19 protein-coding genes are annotated in these 25962 nt (G+C 51.7%); 5 read left to right on the forward strand and 14 right to left on the reverse strand.

Annotated features, from left to right (window positions below; genetic code table 11):
* Window positions 1-546: 546 nt before the first annotated feature.
* The 4 genes from J1C54_RS14260 (at window position 547) to J1C54_RS14275 (ending at window position 3883) form a co-directional block, all read left to right on the forward strand.
* Window positions 547-1269, forward strand: a complete 723-nt coding sequence (locus tag J1C54_RS14260; RefSeq protein WP_229149227.1) for a 3'-5' exonuclease — start codon at window positions 547-549, stop codon at window positions 1267-1269.
* Window positions 1266-2519 (forward strand): antitoxin Xre/MbcA/ParS toxin-binding domain-containing protein, encoded by a 1254-nt coding sequence (locus tag J1C54_RS14265; protein WP_229149232.1) that lies wholly within the window; start codon window positions 1266-1268, stop codon window positions 2517-2519. Before J1C54_RS14260 ends, J1C54_RS14265 begins: the two co-directional genes overlap by 4 nt.
* Complete coding sequence (locus J1C54_RS14270; RefSeq protein WP_229149239.1) at window positions 2516-3337, forward strand: metallophosphoesterase; 822 nt, start codon at window positions 2516-2518, stop codon at window positions 3335-3337. Before J1C54_RS14265 ends, J1C54_RS14270 begins: the two co-directional genes overlap by 4 nt.
* Window positions 3338-3436: 99 nt before the next feature.
* Complete coding sequence (locus J1C54_RS14275) at window positions 3437-3883, forward strand: MbcA/ParS/Xre antitoxin family protein (protein WP_229149241.1); 447 nt, start codon at window positions 3437-3439, stop codon at window positions 3881-3883.
* Between the two features lie 21 nt (window positions 3884-3904).
* On the opposite strand, the gene J1C54_RS14280 is transcribed toward J1C54_RS14275, so the two are convergent.
* From J1C54_RS14280 to J1C54_RS14345, 14 genes are all read right to left on the reverse strand, one after another.
* On the reverse strand, window positions 3905-5548 hold the full coding sequence (locus tag J1C54_RS14280) for a hypothetical protein (RefSeq protein WP_229149242.1): 1644 nt from the start codon (window positions 5546-5548) through the stop codon (window positions 3905-3907).
* Between the two features lie 3 nt (window positions 5549-5551).
* Window positions 5552-6451: a hypothetical protein gene (locus J1C54_RS14285; protein ID WP_229149243.1), complete on the reverse strand. Its 900-nt coding sequence runs from the start codon at window positions 6449-6451 to the stop codon at window positions 5552-5554.
* A 2-nt stretch (window positions 6452-6453) separates the two neighbouring features.
* Complete coding sequence (locus J1C54_RS14290) at window positions 6454-6798, reverse strand: hypothetical protein (RefSeq protein WP_229149244.1); 345 nt, start codon at window positions 6796-6798, stop codon at window positions 6454-6456.
* A 483-nt stretch (window positions 6799-7281) separates the two neighbouring features.
* Window positions 7282-8226, reverse strand: coding sequence for a hypothetical protein (locus J1C54_RS14295; RefSeq protein ID WP_229149246.1), 945 nt, complete (start codon window positions 8224-8226; stop codon window positions 7282-7284).
* Window positions 8226-10250, reverse strand: coding sequence for an AAA family ATPase (locus J1C54_RS14300; RefSeq protein ID WP_229149249.1), 2025 nt, complete (start codon window positions 10248-10250; stop codon window positions 8226-8228). Before J1C54_RS14300 ends, J1C54_RS14295 begins: the two co-directional genes overlap by 1 nt.
* Window positions 10251-10271: 21 nt before the next feature.
* Window positions 10272-11432, reverse strand: coding sequence for a restriction endonuclease subunit S (locus J1C54_RS16765; RefSeq protein WP_229149251.1), 1161 nt, complete (start codon window positions 11430-11432; stop codon window positions 10272-10274).
* Window positions 11429-13003 carry a type I restriction-modification system subunit M gene (locus J1C54_RS14310; RefSeq protein ID WP_229149252.1) on the reverse strand — a complete coding sequence of 525 codons (1575 nt, stop codon included), beginning with the start codon at window positions 13001-13003 and terminating at the stop codon, window positions 11429-11431. The genes J1C54_RS16765 and J1C54_RS14310 overlap by 4 nt, the downstream gene beginning before the upstream one ends.
* Window positions 13004-13091: 88 nt before the next feature.
* Window positions 13092-16478, reverse strand: a complete 3387-nt coding sequence (locus J1C54_RS14315) for a DEAD/DEAH box helicase family protein (protein ID WP_229149253.1) — start codon at window positions 16476-16478, stop codon at window positions 13092-13094.
* Window positions 16479-16509: 31 nt separating this feature from the next.
* Window positions 16510-17955 (reverse strand): sigma-54-dependent Fis family transcriptional regulator, encoded by a 1446-nt coding sequence (locus J1C54_RS14320; RefSeq protein ID WP_229149256.1) that lies wholly within the window; start codon window positions 17953-17955, stop codon window positions 16510-16512.
* 613 nt (window positions 17956-18568) lie between these two features.
* Window positions 18569-18931, reverse strand: coding sequence for a hypothetical protein (locus J1C54_RS14325; protein ID WP_229149258.1), 363 nt, complete (start codon window positions 18929-18931; stop codon window positions 18569-18571).
* A 126-nt stretch (window positions 18932-19057) separates the two neighbouring features.
* Window positions 19058-19297, reverse strand: coding sequence for a helix-turn-helix domain-containing protein (locus J1C54_RS14330; RefSeq protein ID WP_229149259.1), 240 nt, complete (start codon window positions 19295-19297; stop codon window positions 19058-19060).
* 261 nt (window positions 19298-19558) lie between these two features.
* Window positions 19559-20857: a TniQ family protein gene (locus J1C54_RS14335; RefSeq protein ID WP_255612674.1), complete on the reverse strand. Its 1299-nt coding sequence runs from the start codon at window positions 20855-20857 to the stop codon at window positions 19559-19561.
* Complete coding sequence (locus tag J1C54_RS14340) at window positions 20847-21926, reverse strand: AAA family ATPase (protein ID WP_229149260.1); 1080 nt, start codon at window positions 21924-21926, stop codon at window positions 20847-20849. The genes J1C54_RS14335 and J1C54_RS14340 overlap by 11 nt, the downstream gene beginning before the upstream one ends.
* Window positions 21916-24315, reverse strand: coding sequence for a DDE-type integrase/transposase/recombinase (locus J1C54_RS14345; protein ID WP_229149261.1), 2400 nt, complete (start codon window positions 24313-24315; stop codon window positions 21916-21918). Before J1C54_RS14345 ends, J1C54_RS14340 begins: the two co-directional genes overlap by 11 nt.
* A gap of 678 nt (window positions 24316-24993) precedes the next feature.
* On the opposite strand from J1C54_RS14345, the gene J1C54_RS14350 reads away from it, so the two are divergent.
* Window positions 24994-25716, forward strand: coding sequence for a hypothetical protein (locus J1C54_RS14350; protein ID WP_229149263.1), 723 nt, complete (start codon window positions 24994-24996; stop codon window positions 25714-25716).
* Window positions 25717-25962: the final 246 nt, after the last annotated feature.

Genomic DNA, 25962 nt, shown 5'->3' on the forward strand with positions numbered 1-25962 from the left:
ACATCTGCGGTGCACCAGTAGATGTCACCGTCGTGATAATCGAACACATATTTGTGGGTCAGTGTGGCACCAAGCAGATATCCGGCGGTGGTGTGTAGTACGCCCTTTGGTTTGCCTGTAGAGCCTGTGTACGCGCAAGCATAAGTTGGCCGTTTTGGACCAACTATGGTGGCAGCGCAAGGATAGTTTGCCCCCCAAAATGCCCCGTGCTTTGAGCGCTACATGGCTGTTGCTTAGCGGCACCGCCTGTACCACGTTAGTACCAAGCTCCCGGTTGCACTCGCAGCCAAAACTCCGCTATGTTGGACGCTCAATTCATTTAGAATGAGCAGCATGACTCAGCCAGTGCGTGAAAGTGTGATGCAGTTGCGGCCTCTCCGAGGAGAGCCGGTCTTGCTCTGTGCGCACGCACTCCCCCAAAGCTTCCAGGTTCGAATAATACGTTCCTAGCGCCTCTGTGCTCGCGCATAGATAGCGGCCTTGCCGCACCGCCCCCTCCGGCTGACAAGCCTTTGGGGAGGATCTCACCAGCTATGAACGTACATCATGAAAACCAAACAGTTAGCTGCAAAGCGGCCTGATGGCCACGCGTCATCAAAGCCTCGTCACACCGCACACCAAATTGAATCGCCTGTCAGCCGGGGGCGCTCCCCTGCTCGTCCCTTCTTCATCGTCGATCTGGAGGCCACCTGCTGGGATGACCGGATCTGCCGCAGCGTCGATGACATGGAGATCATCGAAATCGGCTGCGTCCTCGTGACCCAGAAAGGCGCCATTCTGGACGAGTACTCGACTTTCGTGCGCCCGAAGGATGAGCCGATCCTCAGCGAATACTGCACCAACCTGACCGGCATCCGCCAAAAGGATGTGGACAGGGCCCCAACCTACGTTGAGGCCATGCGCCAGCTGGATCAGTGGATGGGCGGGAGACTTGGGATCTGGGGCAGCTGGGGAAACTTTGACCATCGCCTGTTTGCCTCCATGGAGCAGAGGCACCCCACCAACTCGCAGTTCCTAAGCATGGCGCACGTCAATCTGAAGCGGCCCTGGAAGCAAACCAACGGGACCCGCCGGACCGCCCTCAGGGCGGCCCTGGCGCATCACCAGCTCTCTTTCGTCGGGACCCCTCACCGGGGCATCGACGATGCCAGAAACATCGCCAGGCTCATGCCGTTTATTGATCACCACAGGCTGCTGGCATCGGTCGGAGCCTTAGGGGTGATTACAAAAAACGACTCAGGGTCCGGCGTTGGAGGGCCAAAGTCATGAAGGAAGAATATGAGGACTTTCTGTTCGCCAGGCATCCCAGGATTCTCTCGAGAGTGGCGGCCTATGGGATTGGTGTCGGTGATGGGTGGTTCAACATCATCGACCTGCTTTGCAAGAGCCTGCAAGAAGAGACAGACCATCGTGGGGCACCACAGATCGTGGCGCTGCAGATCAAACAGAAGTTCGGTGGGCTCCGGTTCTATGTCGATCACCATAGCCCCGAGCAGGGTGCATTGCTCCAGCATGCGGAGCTTCTGGCGGAGCGTACCTGCGAACTCTGCGGTGCCCCGGGGCAGCGAGTAAGCCTTGATGGCTGGATCGTGGCCACCTGCACCAGGCACCGCAATTCGTTCAGGGAACCACCGCCCGGGCCGAGGCCAATCCGGGTGTTTGTGGACATGGACGATGTGCTCACAGATTTCAGGTCAGCCTTTGAAGCTGCACGCGCTGCTGAGCCCGCCTCCCTGTGGCCACAGGCCACGCCCGGTTTCTTCAGCGCCTTGAAACCGATTCCAGATGCTGTAACGGGTTTGCACGTGCTGGACGCCATGGGTGGGGTGGAAGTGCAGATCCTGACAGCGCCCAGCCCCAGGAATCCGCATTCCTATACGGAGAAGCGACTCTGGATTGAACGGCACCTTGGGTATGGCTTCGTCAAGCGGCTCCACATCAGCCCACGGAAGGATCTCTTCAAGGGTGATCTCCTGATTGACGATAACGAGAAAGGAAAGGGGCAGGAAGATTTCGAGGGCTCTCTGATCAAATTCGGTAGTGACTTCTGCCGAGACTGGCCTGAAGCGGTGGTGCGCGTGCTCATGTATCGGGGCGATGACCCATGGCCCGCACCAATCCGGGCGCGGCTAACCAACCATGCAGTGGGTGACAGCCTGGGCATTCGTCCTCGCATTGAGGCGGGGCTCACTTGCTACGCCCTCGATTTAATGAGCTGGCTGCTGAATGTGCCGAAACCTGAGGTGTTGAATCTGATTTCTGCGAATCCGGAAGATTCAATCACCTGGGAAAAAGAAGGCGTTATTCCGCAGCCCTGGGCCAGGCGAGTCTATGATTTGGCGCGCCTCTTCGATCGGACGCTTATCATGATGAAGGCGGATTTGGGCAAGACGAGGAGGTGGCTGTATACGCCCCTGCCAGTGCTAGGTGGCAAAACGCCATTGGCATACCTTTCGGAGGAAGATGCGGGCACCGAACTGGATAAGGTTATCAACAAGATCGGTGAGGGGTTCCCATGATCTCGAATCGCACCCCAGCTCGGCCGAGGGGAGCCATCACATTGTCCGTTATGAGTGATCTTCACCTGGAAACCGGAGACTTCGAATTCAACCCAGAAGATGCGGATGTGGCGGTGCTCGCAGGAGATATTCATGAGAGGGAGAAGGGCCTGGATTGGCTTCTGGAGCTCGGGCTGTCGATTCCCATCGTCTACGTGCTGGGGAATCATGAGTTCTACAAGACGAGCTATCCTGCGTTGCTGGACAAGCTCAGGGTCAAGGCAAAGGGAACCAATGTCCACGTGCTGGATACTGATTCAGTACTGATCAAAGGCGTCAGGTTCCACGGAGCTACCTTGTGGACCGATTATCGGCTGTTCGGAAATCCGGTAGCGTCCGGCCAAGCTTGTCAGGCGGTCATGTCAGACCACAAATATATCCGCCGCTTGCCGAGCCACTCGAGGATGCGGTCGGTGGATCTGGCTCGGATCCACCATGGTCATGTGAGTTGGCTCCGAAAGAGCATCTCCACCTCTGATGCGCGTACCAACGTTGTGGTGACGCATCATGCGCCCAGCCCTAACTCCCTGGACCCAGAATTTCGGGACGAACCGTTTTCGGCGGCCTATGCCTCTGAGCTGGAGGGGCTGATTCATGAACTCAATCCGGATCTTTGGATTCACGGGCACTGCCACGCCAGCGCGGATTATTACGTGGGGCAAACCAGGGTGATTTGTAACCCTCGCGGCTACGCTCCAGACGAGCTCAACACAAATTTCAGGCCAGACATGAAGGTCGCAGTTTCGAGCCGTAACAGCGATGACTCGGGCGTCCCATGACAGTGGCGCCGGCCGACCGAATTGTATCGACTTGCTCAAGTCAATCTGGAGCCGAGTGGGAGCCGCCGATTGCCGGCTTGATACAGAGAAATATAACCAATGAAGCGGATTCATAAGGACGAACTAATCAAAGGCAATGCTGGGCGCGCTGATTCATTTGATGGCGGCGCAACCATTGTTTACGACGATGCAGGAGAGCTTTTTGCGCTTATCTCACTGGCTGACTTGGCGCGCTTTCAGCAACTTCTGGATGAGGAAACGAAAACGATTGCCATTCAAACGCCCCGCGACACCACGCAAAAAACGCCTAACTTAGGGCCCCAAGAAACGCAGGCAACCGGTCTCACGGAACAATCAGAGTCTACCGATTCTCTCTTGGAAATGACCATCTCAATGCTCGGAGATCAAAAAAGGGCAGAGCAGTGGCTGAACACTCCAAGAAGAATATTTGATGGGTTGACTCCTCGTGAGCATGCTACAACACGGAAGGGCTGGTCCGAGGTCTCGCACCTCATTGCAAGGATCCGGAATGGTGTTATCACCTAGCCTCCGCGATTCGGCAATTCTTCACCTCCCAACCCGGAAATCCCTTGTTCTATTTGGTAAATGCGACCATCCGGCAAACTGAAGATTGGTGTACCGAACGGATGCAATTCCGTCTGCCCAGTAGATTGGGGCGGGCAAACCAGATGGCTGAAACGATAGCTTCGGGGCGAAACATAGAGCACAAAGAGCCTCGCCGATCTCTTCAAGAGAGAGTTTCAGGTCATTATGCCGCGTATAAAACTTGATCGTGTTTGTTAGCATTCCCTTCTGGGGCGCCTGAGCTGTGAAAAGGAACCCTGCATTCTCGCCCTTGGGAATGGCGAGCGTTGCGGCATCTGGCTGGCCGTCGGCCGAGACCATAACCGGGTTACCATTCTTGACGCATTCCACCAGTGTGCTTCTACCCTTGGGCAGAAGGTCTTTGTAGACCTCCATGTATTCATTCTTGGGACAAATACCATCTCTGATCACCAGGTATTTCCGCCCGGGTTTTTCTTCTTCAGCCACTCCTATCAGCCAGTTCAGTCCTTGAGAGAGCACATCTGGTGTTAATGTCTCATCCATGTCCTTGATTGCTCGCCAATAGGCCTTCAACTGGCCCTTCCCGTCGGTCAGCGTGATGACGGCCATCTTCCCTCGGTACTGAGACCCGAAGCCCAGGTCCAACCCTATGCACCATTGATCACAAAAATCCGGGAGCCCCAGGGGCTCAACATGGAAGTGCGCCCCTCCGGCCTTGGACAGAAGATTCATTGCATTGCCGTGCCGCGTGAACTTTGGATTCACTTCGACATTGGAGTTAAAGAGCGCATACGGCGTCTTGTTTTCATCCAGAGCGCGCATCCAGTCAATCGCAGACTGCGGAGGCCGCTCACCTTTCTCGCCGTCCAGACCAACGAATACGACAGCGTCACTCAGGCCGCTATCTATAAATTCTTCAAATCGCTCACTCGAAGCAATGCGATTCTTGCTGGTTATGTGGCAGCCCCATTCTCTCTCAAGCACGCCTGCGGTCTCCGCAGCCACCTGCCTTGCCTTTCCTTGATCCCTCGCAAATGCAGACAGCAATATGAAATGAAAGCTTGCCGGCGTTTCGGCTTTTTTATTTCTGACATTCGATAGTATCGACTTGCTGTATCCGGACTTTGACAGGGAGTGCACACTATGCTTTTCGCCGGAGCGGCAAACCAAAATCCTCTCAGCCAGTGGGACAAACGAAATATCGTTAAAAAGCGCTAGTATCGGCGACTCTTTGTTAAGGAAGCCGACAAATTCATGCAACTGAGGAATAAGAGGCAACTGCCGTAGTACGGGCGGAGCATCTGACTGTGAAAAGAGCTCACTATACTTCTCTTGCGCTGGGTACTTTTGATCATCCTTGAAGTACAGCCTACAAGATCTGATACCCACCAGCGTATTGTCTGAGGCCCCCTTCAACGACACCCGGAAGACTTCAATTCCCTCCTGGTACGTAATCGACATGTCAGAAGTGGGTTGACGCTTGCCGTCGTCCAACCATACGCGCAAGCGCTCACGCACCCGAAGATATTCGTAGTGACCTGAATCCAGTCGCTTTTCCAGCACTTCTTGCCAACGCCCGCTGGAATCAGCAGATGCCGGACATCCGGAAACTTCATATAAATGAAGAGTATTCTTCACGTCCACGACCTACTCCGGCTGGGCACCAACATACTTCCAGACAAACGCCAGACAAAAAAGGTAGGAAATGGCGCGAGCCTTTACTTCGTGGACTGATAAATCCTCCGGAGGATGCGCAAGATAGTTTCTCGACTGATTCATAGTGAAAAGAGTCTTGCAAATCCGAACTGGATACGCCTGCTCAGCATCAGCAATTTTGGCCAAAGGAAAGAAATTCGCTGGATCTCCAGGCTGCAGCAGATTGCCAAATTGAGCCTTAAGCTCATTCTTGAGACGCTCATGGGTTTTGCTTACAAACGTATTCGGGTCCGTTAGCGGGCTTAATTCAGATATGTACGAGATGAATGACTGATCATTCTCTGCCATTTCTATGGCAAGCGACTTCAATGCCTCTTCAATGAGCGCGCGCCCACTCACTGACTCAATATTGATTTCCCACTCTTGAGACTCAGACAAATTTTCATTGCCGGAGATTTTTGACTCTAACTGAGCCGTTGTCTTTGTCAGAATCTGGATAGAGTCCTGAATAGCTTCCATATTCTTGGAGACTTTCTGGAACTCTGAGTGAATATCCGAGGTCTTTTCAGTCAGATCCCGCCATTCATCTTCATCCAGCCAGTCATCCTCATCACCTGCTCTAACTTCTGGCGGCGGTAAAGGAGTCCGCTTCGGCTTTCGAATGTCGAAAACGGAAGCATCTTTTTCGAATTCTTGCTTCAGGTCTTCGTACGCCTGAAGGGTCTTGGGGTAAACCCAAGCCACTTTCCCTGGATCCCACCTACGCCCGACAATCCGGCTTGCCCGTTCCTTCTGGCGTGGGTGAATTTTCACAAGAAACGCGCTCGCGTCTTCAATGACCTGGATATCGTCTGGGCCACCCTGAATTGGTGCACCGTAAGTCTTAGCCATCTCTACATTTGCTCCTGTGGCTGTGGCCTACCCCGGAACTTCAGGATTCGTGCGGCGCTGCCGTTCTTGTACTTGCTCGCTTGAGCTCGTTGTTGGTCGACTGCATCACACCAGTCGTCAAGTATTCGCTCAATCTGTTTTGCCTGCTTAGGGGAGAAGGTTACCTGACCCCTACTGTAATTGCCTAAAATGCTGCGGATAAAATCCAGGTCCCAGCGCTTGTGATATTGATCGATACACTTTACCCCAGCCCTGATCAGCGCCCACTCTATTTCCTCGTTCAAGCGCCCCATACGTATGATCTGCCGAGGAGTATATTCAGCGTCAAGTTTGATGATCTTTGCCATGATCGTACTCCGCGTGTAGGCGACTGATGAATCACTGGCTTAGCTCGTATATGAGCTAGTCACGAGCCAGTCCTGGTGCTTCCTCACCGTCCAGAGGAAAGGGCGCCTGTCGCGCAGCTGAATTCCCTCTGTTCGATTCAGACCTCACTAAGGCTGCCTTAATACAATCAGCCAAATGTGGACTGAGGACCTAATTTCTGTGAATAATGCATGGCCCGTGCCAACTGCTGAAATGCCTTAACGCATTGTTTTTATAGGATAATACGAGAACGGGAGGCGCCCGTTGAAATGCGACTGCCGGCGGCGGCGTAAGAATTGCTATGCGATGATAGGGCTTGTTATGGCTGCCGAGTCACCGGAAGCCCCATGCCCAAGAAGCAAACGGACCAGAGGAAGGAGGAATAACTTGAAAGCGGGCCAAGAGTGAAGACCGTTCATCTCCATTATTGAAGCGGCAACGAAAACCCAAGATTTACGGTGGCGCTACCTTCCGGCGCCAGCCTGTCGACCCATTCGGCGTCTTCGTACTACCCCAACCTGGAAACCCAATGGCTCCTCCACATACTGGTCCCATCGGCGCTGCCGCATCTCTTTGTGGAGCAATATGACATCATCAGTATGAAACTCCTCGCCAACGTCTGTGCCGTAGCCAAAAGAGACACCACCAAGTTCCGTCAGAATATATCGGTTATGTATCGCCTCACCACGCGGGTATTCGATGAGCCCCTTAACGGTGAGCTCAAATTCGTACTCTATACGTCCCAAACGCCTGGATACCTGATCCAAAATAAAATCAGCTACTCGCTCTCCTCCGTCGTCATTCCTATAGAGCACCTGAAACTGCAACGGCTCTGATGGGCGCCTGTTTCTGAAAGCCGTCTGTATGAACGCGCAGATTGATACAATTGCTCTATTGTTTCTGGCGTATGGCTCCACTACTACGATTTTCTTGGAGCAGGCCAATAGGTTGCCGACTACAGAGCACAGCCCCTCTTCCGTTCTCTGCGGTTGGAATTGCTCTTCACATTCCCAGAGGCTACCTTCCTCATCAATCTGATCAAGAGGTAACAGATTCTGAAGATCTAACTCTCGATTGCTCAACACCACATCGAAGGCTAGGCGCTGATTCTCTGCTATGACGTCATCAGGCCATCCTTCCGTACCCGATGAGATCACTCCGCCGCGATGCACACAGGCATCTTTAAATGCATCAATTAGCGCATCAGCCCTTTGCTGAGCCATCGGCAGGATGTCCGCCGGCGTAAACTGCCGACAAAACGACGCCCACTTTTGGGGCTTCTGCTTGGGAAATGTACTGGCAATCCGAGGTCGCCCAACTCCAAAGGCCTTTTTTAGCTGCCTAGAAGCCTTTTCATCCTTTGCTGTTTCAAAGATGATCTCCGGGTCAATTGCATATTCCTTGATCATCACATCAGCTCCTCACGGCGCTCGACAAAGAAGCCCCTGGGCCACTGAGTGGTAAATTCACCGTCCTCGTCCAGCTCGAGCCTCTTGATGGCTGCGCCGCCGAGGCTGCCTTCTTCAGGGGGGTCGACGTACAGCACGCCAAGTTGGTCAGGCAATAACGCGAAACGCTCATCCTCTAGCTCACCATCTGTAGTCTGGCGGATCCTTTTAAGCAATCTCAGGATCAAGTGCTCAGAGTGAGTTTCAATTAGGAACTGCTTTTCCACTCTAGGGATCATTCCGAAGACTTTTCTGGCCTCCCACGCACTAGTTGCGCTTGCGTCCCCATCAGGAACTAAACTTTCGACATTTCCGCTTCTTAGCCAGACTGAATGCTTTATAGCCTTCCCTAAACTACGAATATAGTGTTCATATAATGTTTCTTTCTCGTCTTCATCGGCGTCTCTACCTACAGCATCCGCAAGAAGAATCCACTTGGGTACACTAGTAAAATCCTTCTCTCCTTTGGTGCGCGTGACAGCATGAATAAAGAGATCGCCAAGGTTTACCTGCAGTGCGGGGTGTATGTGAAGCTCGGGCTGCTCAACGGCGACAAACCCGCCTGGACCAAGAGACGCCACGATCACCGGTAGCACCTGAGATATACCGACACCCAGGTCGTGAAAGTGCAAAGTGAGCCCCATTGACTCATCCTTGAGACAAACCTGTACCGTGGTGTCCAGATCAGCGAGATACTCCTTGATGGTCTCGCTATCAAGGAGAACGTCATCGTCCCCTAGCGCCAAAGCCAGAGCCAGAGGACCATCCTTCGGAAGCTGCATAAATTCCTGGACCTCTACCGAGTACCCAGTGTTCAACTTATCCCTCAGCCAGTAATTAACCTCATCGAGAAACGATGAGTCGATGCCGGATCCCGCTCGAGCAAGATATTGGAGGGCGCCAAGGCCTGCCACCCAATCACCTTGGCCAATTTTTTCATCCGCTGAGAACTGCCTGTCGGGAATGGAGCGCAGGGGCCCTATATACAGAATCTTCTCCAATCCCCTGAGCAGTTGGTCCAAAGGCAGGACAGTACAATTGGAGATAACCTGCCTCACCGCCTCTTTCTGCAACGGACCGGCGCGCAGAGCCCAGTCATCGCCCAGCGGCGGCGAGCCATCCAGGTCAATTGACCACGCTATCGGCTCGCCAAGCTTGGGCAGCGCACCATATCGAGTGTCAATTTTGGCCAGGAAGCCCTCGGTGGTCTCATTCAGGCCCTCACTGTCCATGTACAGGGACGGCATGCCGTCACACACCTCTAAATCTTCGTTGTCTTCGCAAATATCCTCGTAGGTGTCAAAACACAGCTTCCCGACATCATCCCGGCTGGCATGCTTCAGAATAGCGGCTTGGATCTTGCCGAGCTCCGCATCGTTAAGCAGAATAGGATGAAATACATTCAGTCTGGCGAAGCCCTTTAGCGGATAGGTGTCACCAGGCGTGGATTCTGATGCATCACCGACCTGCAAGCTCTGGACCCCCGCGACTTCAATGCGCGCCAACCATTCCTCACTCTTTATGAAGCACTTCTCGATGGGGATCACTTCAATCGCTTTTACCAGGACGGCCTCAACCTCGTCATCATAACCGATAACAAACTTGACCTTTACGTGATCCAGTTTGTCGGCGACATTACGAAAAAGCGCTTCGCACTCAGGCCCCAAAAGGTCACTGTGCTCATAAGAAACAGTTTCAAAAAATTCGCTTACAAACGACACGGATATTTCCATATCACGAGTCAGGTCATTCATATGAATGAGCGATTTAAAGCCGCCAATATTCCTGTCGGGCAAACCTTTCAGTTGCTTTGGGTCCGCATCCCCCGTCTTTAGAATGTGATGGATGTACATCAGACTCATCAAAACAGTGCTCTTCCCGGCACTATTGGGACCAAAAAGCAGCGTGATAGGTGATAGCTCGATGACCTGCGATTCATCGCCGATCGACTTAAAGTTCTTGAGCGTAATTTCTGTGATTTGCATTTTAACTTTGCCTGACTACAGTTATCCGCAAAATAGTCTTTGGTTTAGCGCTAAAAAAACGTCCTCGGCATGCCTAGCTTGAAAGCAACTTTTATCCCGAAGCGACCCAACAAATTCAAATATCTTTCTGTGCTGCCTTATTAAATTATCAGGGGGCAATATTAACTTATAGTCCTCCAAGAATTCTCTCGGCACTCTTTTATGACCCACAGCTCCTGAAAAGCTATTAGCTGCCTGCACTCTAAATGACGGCAGATGAACCAGCGCGTAGATAAAGGAAGCATAATCAGGGTTACGAGCCCTAAAAACGTGATACTCAGTTGACCCAAATCCCACACCATTCCTTAAGCCAGTTGCAATTGCTGCTTTTCCGTTCTCCATACAAGGAGTTATTTTCGCAAACAACACATCATTTTCGAGAAATGGTGTAAAGCCCTTCTTTACTTCTTTGTACGTTCTAATTTCATGCTGTTTAAGCATATGACTATCTTCAGATACGCATGGCATTGGCACAAAAGATACCTCAAACGCATCTTCATACTTAGCAGCTTTAGGATTTATCTCGCAAATATCTATAAATCCACCAATATTCCACCCTTTTGGGTTAGTGACAGGATCGCCAAACATGTCGAGGAAGGTTGAACGGATAAATTCATCCGCCAGCTCGATGGCCTTTTGGCGCTTGTGGCGGATGGCATCGGCTTTGTCGAGGATAGCCGTAATACGTCTTTGCTCGTCGAGAGGAGGAAGAGGTATCTTTGTATCCCGAATCAATCCTTGACTTATATTTGGCTGAGCGCCACCTACGGCACTTCTAAGAAACTCTGGGACCTTAGCTAATAGAGCATAGTATACGTATTTCCTTAACGCTCTTTCCGGCTCAGGAATAATGTTACAAATCGCCTGGTTAGTCGCAGCATCGATGCCCAGCATCGCCATCCTTCCGACGGTAGCTCCATACATTGCAAGCAACACAGCGCCTTTTGGCACGATCTTCGCGCTGCTTTTTTTGATCGCCAGCTCAGAAATGTACTCGGTAGCGGATTCAACCGTTTTCTCTCGCAAATCACCAGATTTTATCCACGGTATATGGCCTTGATAATATTCTGGCTGTCGTCGGGAGGGGGTGCCACCGCTTCCCGTCCTGCAGAACTCTCCAATAGCCACGAGAGGCCAATTCACAGCATTTTCTCCAGCTCATCGATATCCGCCATGATCTCTTTCTCCAAACCCTTAAGGCGAGTAAGGATCACTTTCGGCGGATCGTATTCTTCTTCCTCATACTTGACTTCCTTGTACCTGCTCAGCGACAGGTCATACTTGTTGGAAGCCAACTCCTTCTTGCCAACCCAGAACGAGGCCGCAGAGCGATCATTTTCGTCGCCGTCGGCGGCCCTCTTATCACGGGCTTTCCAGGCAGCAAGTACCTTTGGAAGGTCACCGGCGAAGCTCACTGGTCTTCCAGCTTCATCCTTATAGAGCGGATCCCGCTTATCATCCAGAGAGAAGCCGTCATCAAGCATGTCGTAGAACCAGACATGATCGGTCTGCCCGCCCTTGGCGAAGATCAATATTGCGGTTGCCACCCCGGCATAGGGCTTGAACACGCCACTTGGCAAGTTGATCACCGCTTCCAGCTGGTTGCGCTCAATGAGCTCCTCACGCACTGACTGGTGCGCCCGCGACGAACCGAAGAGGACACCCTGAGGCACAATAGTGGCCGAGCGGCCGCCCATTTTGAGCATGCGTAGAATCTGCGCCAGGAACAGCAGCTCAGTTTTCTTGGTTTTTACCATCCTCAGAATCGGCGGATTGATGGTGTCTTCGTCGATCATGCCCTTGAAGGGTGGATTAGCCAGGACAACGTTGAATGCATCTTGCTCGTACTGGGGGAAGCGATCGCCAAAGCTCTGCGCAAGCGCATCCTGATAGAAAATATCCGGATCTTCTACGCCATGCATATACAGGTTCATGGCAGCAACACGGAGCATTGTGGCGTCGAAGTCGAAACCATGGAACATACTGGTACGAACATGCTCCCAGTCTGCCTGAGTCAACATATCGCCGGTATAGATCTTCTCGACGAGCTCATTACCCTGCTCGTCTGTCACTTGCTCTTCGATCACGCCCTCTTTTGACGTGTTGTGCTCCAACAGATAGTCCATCGTCGTGACCAGAAAGCCGGCCGTACCCACAGATGGGTCGGCAATCTTTTCGTCTGGCTGCGGATCGAGCATTTCAACCATCAAGCGGATGATGTGACGCGGCGTGCGAAACTGGCCATTTATACCAGCCGTGTTAAGCTTGCTTAGCAGGTACTCGTACAGGTCGCCCTTGGTGTCGCCTGCCTCCAAAGGAAGCTCGTTAATCATCTCCACGGCCTTAACTAAAAGACTCGGCTTTTCAATGACCAGGCGTGCGTCCTTCATGTACTCGCCGAACCGGCTGTCTGAGCCGTGGGTGCGGAAGTGCTTAAACACGCCATCGCGGACAACTGCCATCAACTCATCCGCATCGCCGATGTGTGAAAACGATGACCATCGTAGGTGCTGCTCCTCTGCTGAAAACCGTGGCTTGAACTCTTTCTTGGTTCTTGCCTTGCGTTTCTCGTCACGGGATTCATTGATGTCCAGCAAGCGCGCAAACATCAAGAATGTGATTTGCTCGATTACGGTCAAAGGATTGGCGATGCCGCTGGAAAAGAACTCCAGCCACAACTTATCGACTTTGCTTTTTAGCTGACCTGTTATCATTTACGTATAAGATCCTGTGGCTAATACATAATTTCTGTTTGATCCATCTTCATCTGTTCTTGACATCATGAAGAGCAGAAACATCACGCTAGTTCGGGGCGGGCGGCACCACACCAAAGCTCTCGACGATTTTCAGGAGGGCCCCAATTTGCTCTTCTTCGCCAAACAGATCGTCGGGCTCACCGATTGCTGCAAATGGCATTTCGTAGAGATTATCGATTTCGATGGCGCCACTTTGTGCGATTTGTCGCTTAAGCATGGTAAGAAATTTGATCTGTCGTGAATTGAGGTTCGGATGCTTTCTCACGAATTCAGCAAACCGGGCATTGACCGCTTCTGAGTTCATTCCAACGATGGTTCTTAGAATCTGGTCCAGTGGAGCCGCCGAGCCATAGAATGCCTTGAGGGTGGCAAAATCAACATCGGGATGCTGTGTATGGACCAAAGAGTTGAGGGCATTGAGCTCCTTTTCAGTGACTGACTCTCCAGATCGAATTTTCTGGAGCGCCGGATCCTTGTCAAAGAGTTCCTGTAGCGCCTTTTCGACCTTAACGCGGTACGCCGCCATGTCGTTGGCGTTCAGATGGGTCTTTTGCGCCTCACGGAGTTCACCACTGTCTTCTATGTCCACCACCGGCGCCTGCACGGCCTCAGTGGCGGCTTTCTCACGGTACTGGATAATGCTGCGCAGAGCCTCACGCGCCTGCTCGATATCTTCAAGCGTGGCGTCGTGCCACCAATTAATATCCCAGCATTGCTTAATCATTGTGGCATGGTCCTTGACTTGATTGAGATTCATGCGCAATGACTGCAGCAAGCCGATGGCTTCCCCGGCCTTGTCATCGAAACCAGCTGATTCACGGAGCCTTTCAATCTGAATGCTGCTTATCAAAAGATCCCAGCGGTAGGCTTCCCCATGGCCGCGAATGTCACGCCAGAGCATTAAGGGCGCGATCTCCATCCTCAGGGCAGTCTTTGTGGCAGGGGAGAAAGCACATAGAGTGTCGAGGTTTGACATCTGCTGCTTGACCTTCCACTTATCACGCACCCCGATGGTCTTGTCGTTCAGGGCATTAATGGCCTGGTGCAGCCAGCGCATAACAGAAAAGAGGAAATCGACCTCGCCCTTGCTCTCTGCCACTTCAGCCAGCTGCAGTCGCGTTTCGAAGACTCGCTGCATCAGGGGCTTACTGTGACTGATAGTGACATCACGTTGCTTCATGCCGTGGTATTCCACGACGCCCCAATGATCGAAAATCTGGAAATGAGTCTTATGCTTCCCTGGGCCAAACAGGTCTTTGCATAGACGGGTGCCACGGCCCACCATCTGCCAGAATTTGACCGGTGACTTTACAGGCCTCGCGAATACAAGGTTGAGGATCTCCGGCACATCGATGCCTGTATCGAGCATATCCACGGATATCGCTATCGTCAGCTCGTTGTTACTCCCCTTTCCTTTGAAATCATCGATCAGCTCTTCCGCCCTGGGATTGTAATTGTCTATCACCTGGCAGAATTTTCCCCCGTATTGTGGGTACATTTCATTAAAAAGCCGCTCAAGCAAGATGGCATGCTGGTGATTGCGAGCGAAGACAATAGTCTTGCCCAGTGTCTGATCATCACCCTGCCGGAGGCCATGCTCCATCAGGTTCTGGATAACCTTCCTGTTTGTATCCTTGTTAAAGATAGCCTGATCGATTTCGGCACTTTCGAAATCAAGCAGGTTCGGGTCTTGCCCCTCATCTTCCAGCTGGGCGATCTGTTCCGGCGTCAGCTTTTCAGCCTTGATTCCTTCACGCAGGAATTTGGTAGTGACTTTCTCCACCACATACGGCACGAGGTAATGATCCTGTATTGCTTCATCCAACGGATAGTTGCTAGTGGGATGCTTGAAATCACAGCCAAACAGCTTACATGTGGACCGGCTTACCATTTCTACCGGTGTTGCGGTCAAGCCAAGTTGAAAGCCATCGAAGTAACGGAATATGTCCCCATATATATTGTAGATACTGCGGTGTGACTCATCTGCAATGATCAAATCAAAGAAACCAGGATCAAAACGCTCGAAGATCTTCATCATGGCCGGATACGTCGCCACAAAAATGCGGTTGGCCGTATCTTCGACGCTGCTTTTTGACAGAATTGTAATTGGCGCCGTCAGGAATTCGCTGTAGGCATTTTTTGCCTGCTTTCGCAGCTCTCGCCGATCACACAGGAAGAGCACGCGCTTGCCCCAGCCGGCCTTCAGGAAGACGTCAGACAGGGCGATGGCCAGACGGGTTTTTCCGGTACCGGTCGCCTGGACCGCAAGCGCTTTTCGCTGCTTTGACTCATAACGCTCGCATATGCGCTTCAACGCTTCTTGCTGATACAGGCGCTCGCCAAGTAAGTCTTCTTTCGGCTGGGTCTGGGATAGTGGGGCGCGCTCGCTGCGTTGTCGTACCAGGAACTGCAGACTCGATTTGGAATAGAACCCATATAGCTTCCGCGGCGGATAGCCCATCGCGGCATGATCATCCCAGATCCAGATTTCATGGCCATTGGTATAGAAAATGACCGGCCGTTGCCCATACTCGCTTTCCAGGCCATCAGCGTAGATTCTCGCCTGATGTCTGCCGGCTTCAGCCTCCACAGCCGTTTTCTTGGCCTCAACCACCGCCAAAGGCTTACCGTTATCATCCCACAGGACGTAATCCGCGTAGCCTTTTGTCGTTTTTGTTGGCTGGCTTTTTACCTCTACCTCGAGCCCCACAGACTCTGCCTTATCCACATCCCAGCCGACCTGGGCCAACTGGGTATCAATAAGGAACTTTCGAGTGGTCTCTTCGTTGAATTGGAGGGCATTAACGGCGCGCTGCCCCTTTGCACTGGCTTCAGCCTGCAGGCTCTTCAACTCTTCTGCGGTCCGCTCTGCCTGCTGGCGATGCTCCTTTTCCCTCTCAAGTTCCTCAAGAAGCGACTGCATGCGGGCTTCTTGGCGGGCATATTTTTCCAGTAGCTGGCGCCGCTCTGCTTTGTAGTCAGCTTTCGCCGACCGTGGCATCTCACGTTTTTTGTAAGGCGCGATGGCAGCCACATCGCCATTGGCGTAGGTCGCAAACAACCAGCACCCCAAATCAAACGCTTCCTTCAAAATGCCATTAGCCGTTTTGGGGGTGACCGCATCGCCATGGGCCGCTTTGTTGCCATGAATACGCAGCGCATGAAGCTTGTCGAGGATTACCCTGGGTGTGGCTGACTGGAAACCGGGATCATGAAGGAGATCGATAAAAGAGCCATTGTGAAGCCGGGGAAGGGAAAGCTCGGCATAGGCAATATCCACGCTTCGCTCGGCGAAATTGCGAAGCTTGGTCAGGGCACTTTGAGGGTCTGCATCCGCATACAGCTCGGCAAACCCTGCAAGGCTTGCAAGCTCTGGCCACGTGTGGCGCAGGAACTCAAAGTTCTGTGACTGCATAATATTTAGTCCGCTCATGCCGGTCTTACTGCGAAGACCGTGCCAGTTTTTATTTTACCTTGTATTTATCGACCCATTTGTCGAGTGTTTGGTAATTATTCAGCCCCAGGAGCTTGGCCGCCCTTGTCTTATTGCCGGCCACCAATTCTAACGCCCTGGGGATGTAATGACGCACCACCTCGCCAATAATTTCATTAATATCAATACCTTGGGCAATATCTCGCCCCAGCACGCCCGATTGCCGATCCGGCAGGGCAAACATTGCTCTTTGTATATCCTGATCGGATAGCACATCCTCCGTCGCCCACAGGGCAGCCCGCACAATCGTGGCCTGCAGCTCACGGACATTGCCTGGCCACTGGTGGGAAAGCATAACTTTTATTGCTTTTGCAGAGAATTTCTTATTATTGGCAATCTGGCCGTCCAGGTCACGAAGGAACGCCTCGGCCAGCAATTTCACGTCGCCTTTCCTGTCCCGTAGCGGGGGGAGCCGCAAAACACCGACGGCCACCCGGTAGAACAGGTCTTCACGGAAGCGGCCTGCCGCCACTTCCTGAAGGAGATCACGGTTGGTTGCCGCAATGACCCGAACATTGACAGCCTCTGGTCCGGCCGCACCCACTGGCGTCACCTGGCCATCCTGCAAGACCCTCAGCAGCCGCACCTGAACATCCGGGGTCAGCTCACCGAACTCATCCAGGAAGATAGTCCCGCCGTTAGCCTGCTGGAAGAACCCCTTATGCTCACCGACCGCCCCAGTGAATGCGCCTTTTTTGTGGCCAAAGAACTGGGATTCGATCAATTCTGCCGGGATCGCTCCGCAGTTAACGGCCACAAAGGGCCCGTCTTTCCGGGCGCTGGCATTGTGAATAGCAGTACTGAACAGCTCTTTTCCTGTGCCCGTTTCACCGTAGATAAGGCAAGGCAGCTCAGTGCCGGCCAAGACCGTTGCTTTGGCCTTGAGCTCGTTCACGCTGGCACTGCTGGTGATGATGTCATCGAAGGCTGAGTCAATGGGCACATCACCGACGGCCATGGCATCCAGACGACCCACCGACCTGTTACGTGGAATGAAGTCCGCGACAATGTCGAAGGGCACCTGGACTTCTTCTACGCCGGCCTCCTCGGAGCTCTGAAAGAAGCGTACGGGATACTTTGTTTTGCCAAGCAGAACCCATACAGCCTGCATCGTCGGTGTGCCCGGGCTCAAAAGAATGGCGTCGGGCATGGTGTTTTTGAGAAAACTATCAGCGGACAGGTATATATCGTGATAATCAATTGGCGATGAAAGCTCTACGTGCCGAGCGTTAATCTCAAGGTCGAACTGGCTGCCTAGCCAATCAAGGTAAGGCTCAACTTCCTTCTGGTCATAGTTATAGAGCAGGCTGACCTGCGATGGCCGAATCTGGGCGATGGTGGCATATAAGGGGCCTTTGACGGGGCTCTCTTTGTAGCCCTTGAGGTCATTGCCTCCTATCCAGCTGACCAGCTTCATTAATCGTTCCTTGTTAACGGACACTGAGACGCCGCATCAGTGTACGCATATCCCAGACTCTGGGCGACCAAGGGGGCCTGATTGGGTTTGTTCACCCGTCCCGGGTCCTCCGCCCAACGGCTTCATTGCAACACCCACTGGAACAGCCCTGCCTGCCCCTCTCGCCGGGCCAAGCAAATGTCCCGCTTTGGCCTGGCAGGAATTATGGACAAGCCGCCCTCAAGGGTGCTGCCATATGCCAGAGGTTAAGCTGTCCACCAGAACATCCCCGTGCACTGCGCGCGCTATGGATTCTGACGGCCCCTGATAGAGAGCGCCCGCATAGGCACCAACCATGACCGGCGAATAATTGGCCCCTCCGGCATGCTGCAACGAGAGCTCTAACGCACCATGAAAGTCCACCGCCGATTCGGCGAAGTGGATAGCGTTCGCCAGTATGTGCGGGGAATAGCCCCGCTCCTCAAACGGCAAGTTGCCTGACCTGACGGCATCTGTGGTTTCCGGGCGGACAGCCAGCGACAGCGCTCAACCTTTTGCAGGGGCTGGTCTAATTTTCACCCTGTGCTGGCAAACCCTGCCACCTGAAACCGGTTAGCGCTGCCAACCCTGCTTGTCAGCCTGCAGGCCCTGTGCGCCCTGCAGACCCCCTGCGTCGTATTCTCTGTGGAAGCTGCTCCGCCTCCAGGCTCAGCCCCACCGTGTCCCGCGCCGGGTCGGCTAGCGCCTCGAAGACGTCCAGAAGCCCCACCTGCTGAAGAGCCGCAAAGTAAGAGCCTACGGCCACCGTGGGGTTTCCCTTTGTTATCTTGTTCCAAGTTGTCCGACTCATCTGCGTTCGCTCCGCCGCTAAATCAACAGGGATGCGGCGGCGCCGGCGGGCAACGTCAATGGCGTATCCCAGATCCTGCAGCACTCGCTGGGCTTTGAAGGGGTAGCCAGGTCGAAGGCGGGTACGACCTTCCTCTTTATAGTTCACTATACTGCTCCCTAAGTCTCATAATGTTCGCTATCGTGAACCTTAAATGAGCGCGGGGCTAGTCAGTGTTTCCTCTGTCTTCGGGCCAGACAAATGCTGGTAATCGCTGCATGCCGGTCATAGCGCTCAATCGTCAAAGAGGCTTTCCTGCGGCTTCAGCAGCTCCACAAATGCATCGTCAAGGCCGAGCAGCTTGGCCGCCTGGTAGTACCGCCCCAAGGACACACTCAGGTCCCCCTGCTCCATGCGCTGCAGGGTTGCCCGGCCTACGCCAACCCGCAGGGCAAAGTCTTCCAGCCGATCCCTGGGGAATCGTTTTTTACGCGCGGCGCGCAAGTTCTGGCCGATAACAGGCAAGGTATCCATATCAAGACATGATACCCATATGTGAGTATATGTGACCATTTAGGGGCCAAAATACCTATATATGAGTACAGCTATTGCTTACAGGAAGCGCCCCCAGGCAGGTCGCCGTCTACTTTCGCCCGGACGTACCCTGGGCAAACGCCATCGCGGCGGCCTCTATTGGCCTCGTCACCCACAACCGGCGACGCCTTTTCTGAAAAACTAAATATGGTTCCGCATAAATGACGTTGCCAACTTCTCGGGCGAAACAGCAGTCAGACCCTATAAAGCCTCGTACACCTCATCAATGGCTCGCTTGAGCAAAAATTTTGGCAGGCCTGTCTTATTTCTCAGGAATATATAGGCTTGCTTCCTAGATTTAGGGAACTCGGAAAATTCACGGCCTGTGAAATACCTCAATGCTTCTGCCTTCGCCCGAAGCCGCTTTTGGCGTCGCTCTTCAGCTATAAAAGCCTGGTACCGCTCCACCAAGGCAGCCAATATCGTTGGGTGCCTGTGTCGCAAGTACCCAACAGAAACATCCAAATCCCGCGCTATGTCTTTGGCAGACCGAGGCTGGCCATCCTCATCTAGGATGATCTTCAGCTTTTCTAGGATCTCACGATGATTACGATTTTTTTTTAACTGTCGATCACAAAACCCATCTGGAAGCTCGCAAAGCCAAGTCTCATTAAGAACTTGTGAAGACGACATGGCATTTCCGGACATCAAAGTGTAGAGGTCAATTCCAAGACCATAGGATATGCGCCTGGCTGTTCGGATACTAATTGGGCGCTGCTTATGATATATGCTTATCCATTCATCCCTTGGGAAAGCTTGATACATATGGCTTTCGTTCCGCGAATCCCAAAAGTGATTGAATATTTCCCTGAGTGACAGCCATATCCCACCGGAGAATGACTCAACGGATGCGCCATACTTTGCAATATCAATAAACAACTGATGAAGATCGGCGCCTTTCTGCTCCCAGGTGCTAGCCAGGTCGGTCAACTCACTGCCCGGAGCGACCGAAGCAAGATGATTACCACAAATCTGGCAGTATTCTAGCGGCTTCACACGCTTGTAGGTAACTTGGTTGCAGCCACAAAATGAGCACTTGGATACAAGCTTGGTTCTGTGAAGAGTACAGTGCGTAAACTCAGACAGGTGCCACGTTAACTTGAAGTATGGCGTTTGCCCCGTAGCTTTCCACTCACTCATGCATTCCTGACACCACCTGAACCCCTTTACGATCTCTCGGGGGCTTCGCCATACATCAGTGGACATAAACAAAAATCGAGAGTGCTCAAGGTACTGACCTGTTTCGTGGCTAAGTATCGCCATAAGCGACTCTGACATTCGGTTTACACGCACCATCTCTGATGCTTTCACATAGTCTATATTTATTGATCCCCGGTCATCTTTGAGTCGATCCAGACTATTACGACGACCGATATACTTTAGAAACTCGCCGACGAATACCCCATGCTCATATGCCATCCGGTAAACATAAGATGCTAATGACTCAACTTCAGCCGTTCCGGAACCCTCTAGCTTAATTGGGAAGAGATTAGTCGGCATCAGGATCCGTCCTGTTTCCGGGCTTGAATCGCTTTGGATTACGCTGGAAAGGCTTGCTCTTTCTTGCCTTTACTTTCCTTGGATTCTTCGGATTTCCGCCCGGGTCTCCATTCAAATCCTTGACGTACTTATAGTCAGGAAGTTTCAAAATCGATTCGCCAAGCCGGATCTCTTGTGCGATTGAAACGAGATCCGCCTCTGAAAGCATCTCGTGCTCCAGGGAGGCTCGACTAATTCTGAATCCTTTTGCACATGACTGGGCCGCAGCCCTAATAAGCCATTGCTGCAATAGGCCTATGCATCCAAGACTTCCGTCATAGAGCATATCTTCCAATTCGATTAATACGCCTTCCTCAGCGGCTTCTCCAATCAAATTCGCGTAAAACTGCAGAATCCTGCGAAACTGCTGAAAATCTTCGGCGTTATCTTGGTACCGTGGCAGATGTATCTGACTCTTTCGACCAATTAAATGAGGAGATTTTCCTATTACCTCAAGAATCGGATAAGCTCCCACGATAACGAGTGTTATACCTGATGCCTTTGCCATACACTTCCAAGAGTCAAGAACAGCATAGGCACCCATCGCGTCCTTACTGGTATACCTAACGTGTTGAGCCTCATCTATAAATAGGAAACGTGATTTTCTGTTTAAAAATGCACTCTCAAGGGCGCTTCGCAAAGTCCCCTCAGTGGCGCGCTCAGCTTTGCTTCTTGAATAATCCTGATTTAGGTCATCTCCGATTCCGCCATAGATTGGATGCCGCACTGCTTTGAGCATTTTTAGCGTAAACGCTTTTGTTGAAAACTTACCATGCGGACCTGTATTCTCAGCGTCTACCGTAACGCATCTCATTATTCCACTTTCATCATCTCCTAACCCTCCGCCCAAGAGCCTAGCCAACTCACCTATCAAACGCGTTTTACCGGCCCGAGATGGACCAGTAATACATATCACGTCGCCTGGCTCAGAGTAGGTCAGCTTATAAAACGCTGAGTTTATGGCTTCTTCCCAGTTCCGGTGGGTTACTTTTGTAGACTTGATCTTTGAAACGGCCGCATCAACGCTCATTCCTCGCCCCCCAAATTTCGCCTGACAAGGGCGGCAACTCCGACTCTGGTGATCTGGGCAACCTTCTTGGTCTTAAGTCGGGTCCTTCTTTACCAGCATCAGATATTGAATCTCCATTTATTGATGTACGCTGCTCATTTGCTTGCCGAAGGATCGCAGCCAGCGCCTCATCTGCATGCTCGCGAATTTCTCGCCTACTGTTTAAAGCGTCAACAACCTCAAGGTTTCGTACCCGCTGTTCAACCGGATCAAGAGACGCAAAACCAGGCAGGCGGGAGCTTCCACACGGCGACCACTGACCGTCAATTAGCGCATATACAAGATATGGGTTTTCTGGATCAAGCCTCACGTCAACTTTTCGCCGGACATCTGGCAGTGAGGCCAATCTGTCATTCCAATACATCATCTCACCGATATGTATCCCTTGTGATACGTTTACGGTGTAACGCTTAGCCTCGATGCTCGACGCAACGAGAAACTCGTGATCTAGATCAACCTCTCGCCCTATGAACGGATAGGCCTTTTGGCTCTTTTCAAAAATTGCCGCTGGGGACATTGAGTCTGGCGAAACTGGCTTGTTATTGCGCCAGTCGACAAATTGACTCAGCTCGCAATAAAAGTCATAGGGAGTTAGCACCGCATGCTTATCTGGAGAAAAATCCCTATCAACCGATCTGACTTCTAAAGGGTTTGCAACATTTCCCGGAAGTGTACAGAGAAACATTTCTTTATAGCCCTTGAAAAGCCGCTCAACCTCCGATCCATACCTCGGATGAGACTTTGGTCTGAGCGATAGCGTTATACCTAAATGTGCTAAAAGAGACGCGAAGAAAACGGACTTAAACTCGGAGCCTCTATCAACAATAATTTCAGCGGGCAGCTTTTTGTATTTCCGGACGCACGCCCGGATCACTCTAGCAACCGATATTCTCGAAGGCGACAAGAGTGACAATGAAAATGCAATATCCTTACCGCTTGCGAGATCAATCATCGCAGTGATCCACGGTCGCGCCACATACACATAGTCTGAGCCGGTGAAGATCTTCAGGTAAACGTCGGCTAAATAGTGATCAATCGCAGCACACTCCCATCCGTATAACTTCTTCAATCCTCGAAATTCGATCGGCGCGGCGGCTTGCATTGCGTTTTCCAGTCTGGTGCCACCCCTCTTCCTACCTAAATATGGCTTAGGAAGCTCAGAGATCCGCGTTCGAAAGGTCGCCCTACTTACCGGCGGATGCTCAGGATGGGCTAGCTTTGCGAGGTCTTTATAGTTGTGGTACCCGCGGTGTACCGAGATACCATTGGCTGAAGAAAACACTTCCTTTAAATGCTTTAGAAGATATTCGTTTACGACTTTAGGTATCTTTTGTGTGCGGTTACCAGACTGATGGTAGGCAGGCAAAAGAGCCTGGAATCGGCTTTTCCCTTCACTCTTTCCTTGTTCAATAGCCGCTTTCCATCGCCGAACGCTGCGTGAAGATTCGCCGGCGTCAATTCTGCGAATTTTTTCCAACGCGCTCATGGCGCTCTTCTCAGATGGAATTATCTCCACATCATGATCGAGAACATCTGATCCGTCATAAATCTGATCTTTACTCATCTCTGAATATGCAAGGTCAAGGCATTGGTGACTAAGAGAAACCAGAAAACCTCTTGGCGAGGATATTAGTGCGCGATCTATGTTGGAAAATATCTTTCCCTGATCAAGCATTTGAATAAGTTCAGAATATGAATCAAGATTTACTTTCTCTTTCAGTTGCTGCAGAGACATCCAGGCAGTCTTTTCTAATGCATATTTGACTTTCATAAGAATGTCTTCAGAAAGTGCAGGTAGAAACCTCGTCTTTAGCATGGCCTCAATATTTGCGATCCTGTATTTCATGCAGGGCTTATAGCAGAATACGCTATGAACTAAACCCATATTTAGAAATTTTTCCTTAGCTGGCGTGTATTCGTAGACACCGTCCTTGCCATGCCAATTAGCGTTATTTTCAACTAATTTTAAGCATTCATTGATATCTTTTACCTCAACCAAGAAAACCGATTCTCGGGATAGAACCAGATAATCTGGCGTGTACCATACGCGCCTCCGCTTTCCATTTTTATCGACGATGCTAATATTCTCAGCCTCTGGCTGATCCCAGTATTCAAGTATGTCTTTCTCATATTCACATAACGCCACAAACGCTCTTTCAGGCATCCTGCTCTCGGTCGAGATCGTACGATTCATCTTCCTTGAAGCTACAAATGACACAACATTTCTTTTCGCCCTTGCGCCGACCATCCTAGATGGCTCGCTGTTACGGACATGCCTGATATAAGCTGACGCTTCATGCCCAATGTTCAGACGTTCCAAGTACTCATTCAGTTCTTTATCGCCAAGCATGCGCGCCCTCCTGATCCGAAGTACCGCTTTGGCTTACGCAAGCAGCACCCTCAGAGATCATTCTGATTTGAAAATTTTTGACTATTGGCGCATTTGGAGGGATACTTATGGCTACCAGACCGAAGTTTCACCTTTCCAAAAAAACACCGGAGTCAAACGTTGGCTTCGGTTTTTTTGTGGCTAATTCATTTTATTCACCCAAGTTGCTTACCTCAGAACAGGACTACACCGGACCACACTGGACATCGACCATATTACCGATGCTTTCGGCTACATCTTCCGCCCTCGCAAAATATCCTCGTTTGCCCGGAAAACGATGAACTGCCACTGGAAGCTTCCCTCGCTGGCGAGCCTTCCGTGCTGCCTCAACCGTAGGATATTTGTAAAACTCTGCTATTTGCCTCATATCCAGGATCTGTCCATAGCGCTGCCTGATGTGCGACAGGACGGATTCCTCGGATTCATCTACTGGCTTACCTGCTGGCATGTTATGTCCGGTCTGGTCTTCTGTTATCCTTTAAAAGCTACAGCAGACAACTGATTTTTTCTCGGTAAACTATTCTTCTTTTTTTTTCTGATTCTTTACACCGTGCCATGAAAACTCCGCCCCAGGATCTTATTAAGACGCTTGTTCAATCAAAGAGAAGTAACCAGCGCTCCGAAATCAAGATGTTACAGATGAGGATATGGCTGGAATCGTTACTTGAAGAGTTTGAGCTCACTGCCGCGGATCTTGACCGTGCTCTCTCGGATGGTCAGGAATCCTCTCGCCAGGTGCACAAGTGGCTAAGTGGAAGTAATTGCGTGACTGCGCGAAAGGTCAAGGAGATAGGGTGTTTGTTTCCCGGAAGCGATGAGGTTTTCAATCTACCACTCTTTCCGCTGCTTGAGAACAAACCTATAACTGCACCAGCCCTCCGTCGGCATATGCGCGGCTTGATTAATGCCCAAGATCCGTTGGACTTCTGGCAACTGCCATGTGAGCTGGCTGGCTGCTCGGACGGGTTTGGTTTACGTCCTATTTTTGAGAATGATGTTGACATGCTGTACCAACACGGCGGGGTCTATAGCTTCCTAGCTATTCTTTACGTTCTCAGGCGTGCCGAGGCAGAGCGAGATAACGATTTGCATCTGTATGCCTCCATTTATTCATACAAAAGCTTTCCCTCGCTTGCTCGCCACCATCATTTTCGAAGGCACTGGGAAGATCTACTACGGGCACTGGAGAGGGTCCAGGCACGCTGCATGACAACCGCGATGCTCTTGCGGCCCGACAAAGCGATCCTTCGAGAACAGATTGAGGCTGAGGATTTCATCACCTTTCGGGAAGCGCAGCCCAGAGATGTGGTTTCTCGAAGATTTTTGGAGAACAAGGATCCCTTCATCATGGCCAGCTTCTAGTCTCGAAAGACGAGGTTACATTGGGGAAATGTAAGCACACACTTACAATGAAGCCTTTTTTTTTAGGGGCCGGGACAACTTATGCTTTCATTTTCCGGCCAATGTATGCTTGCGCGTACAGCCTGAGGTATAAAGAATAAAAAGTGGGTCCTCGGCCGCCATGGGCTCCGCTGCACAGTTGCCATCGGCTTGCATCAGCGCCTCGTGATACCAGATGTCCCGGCCGTCCTGCCAGCCGATCTTGGC

This window comes from Alcanivorax sp. 1008 (assembly GCF_020667895.1).
Lineage (GTDB): Bacteria > Pseudomonadota > Gammaproteobacteria > Pseudomonadales > Alcanivoracaceae > PGZG01.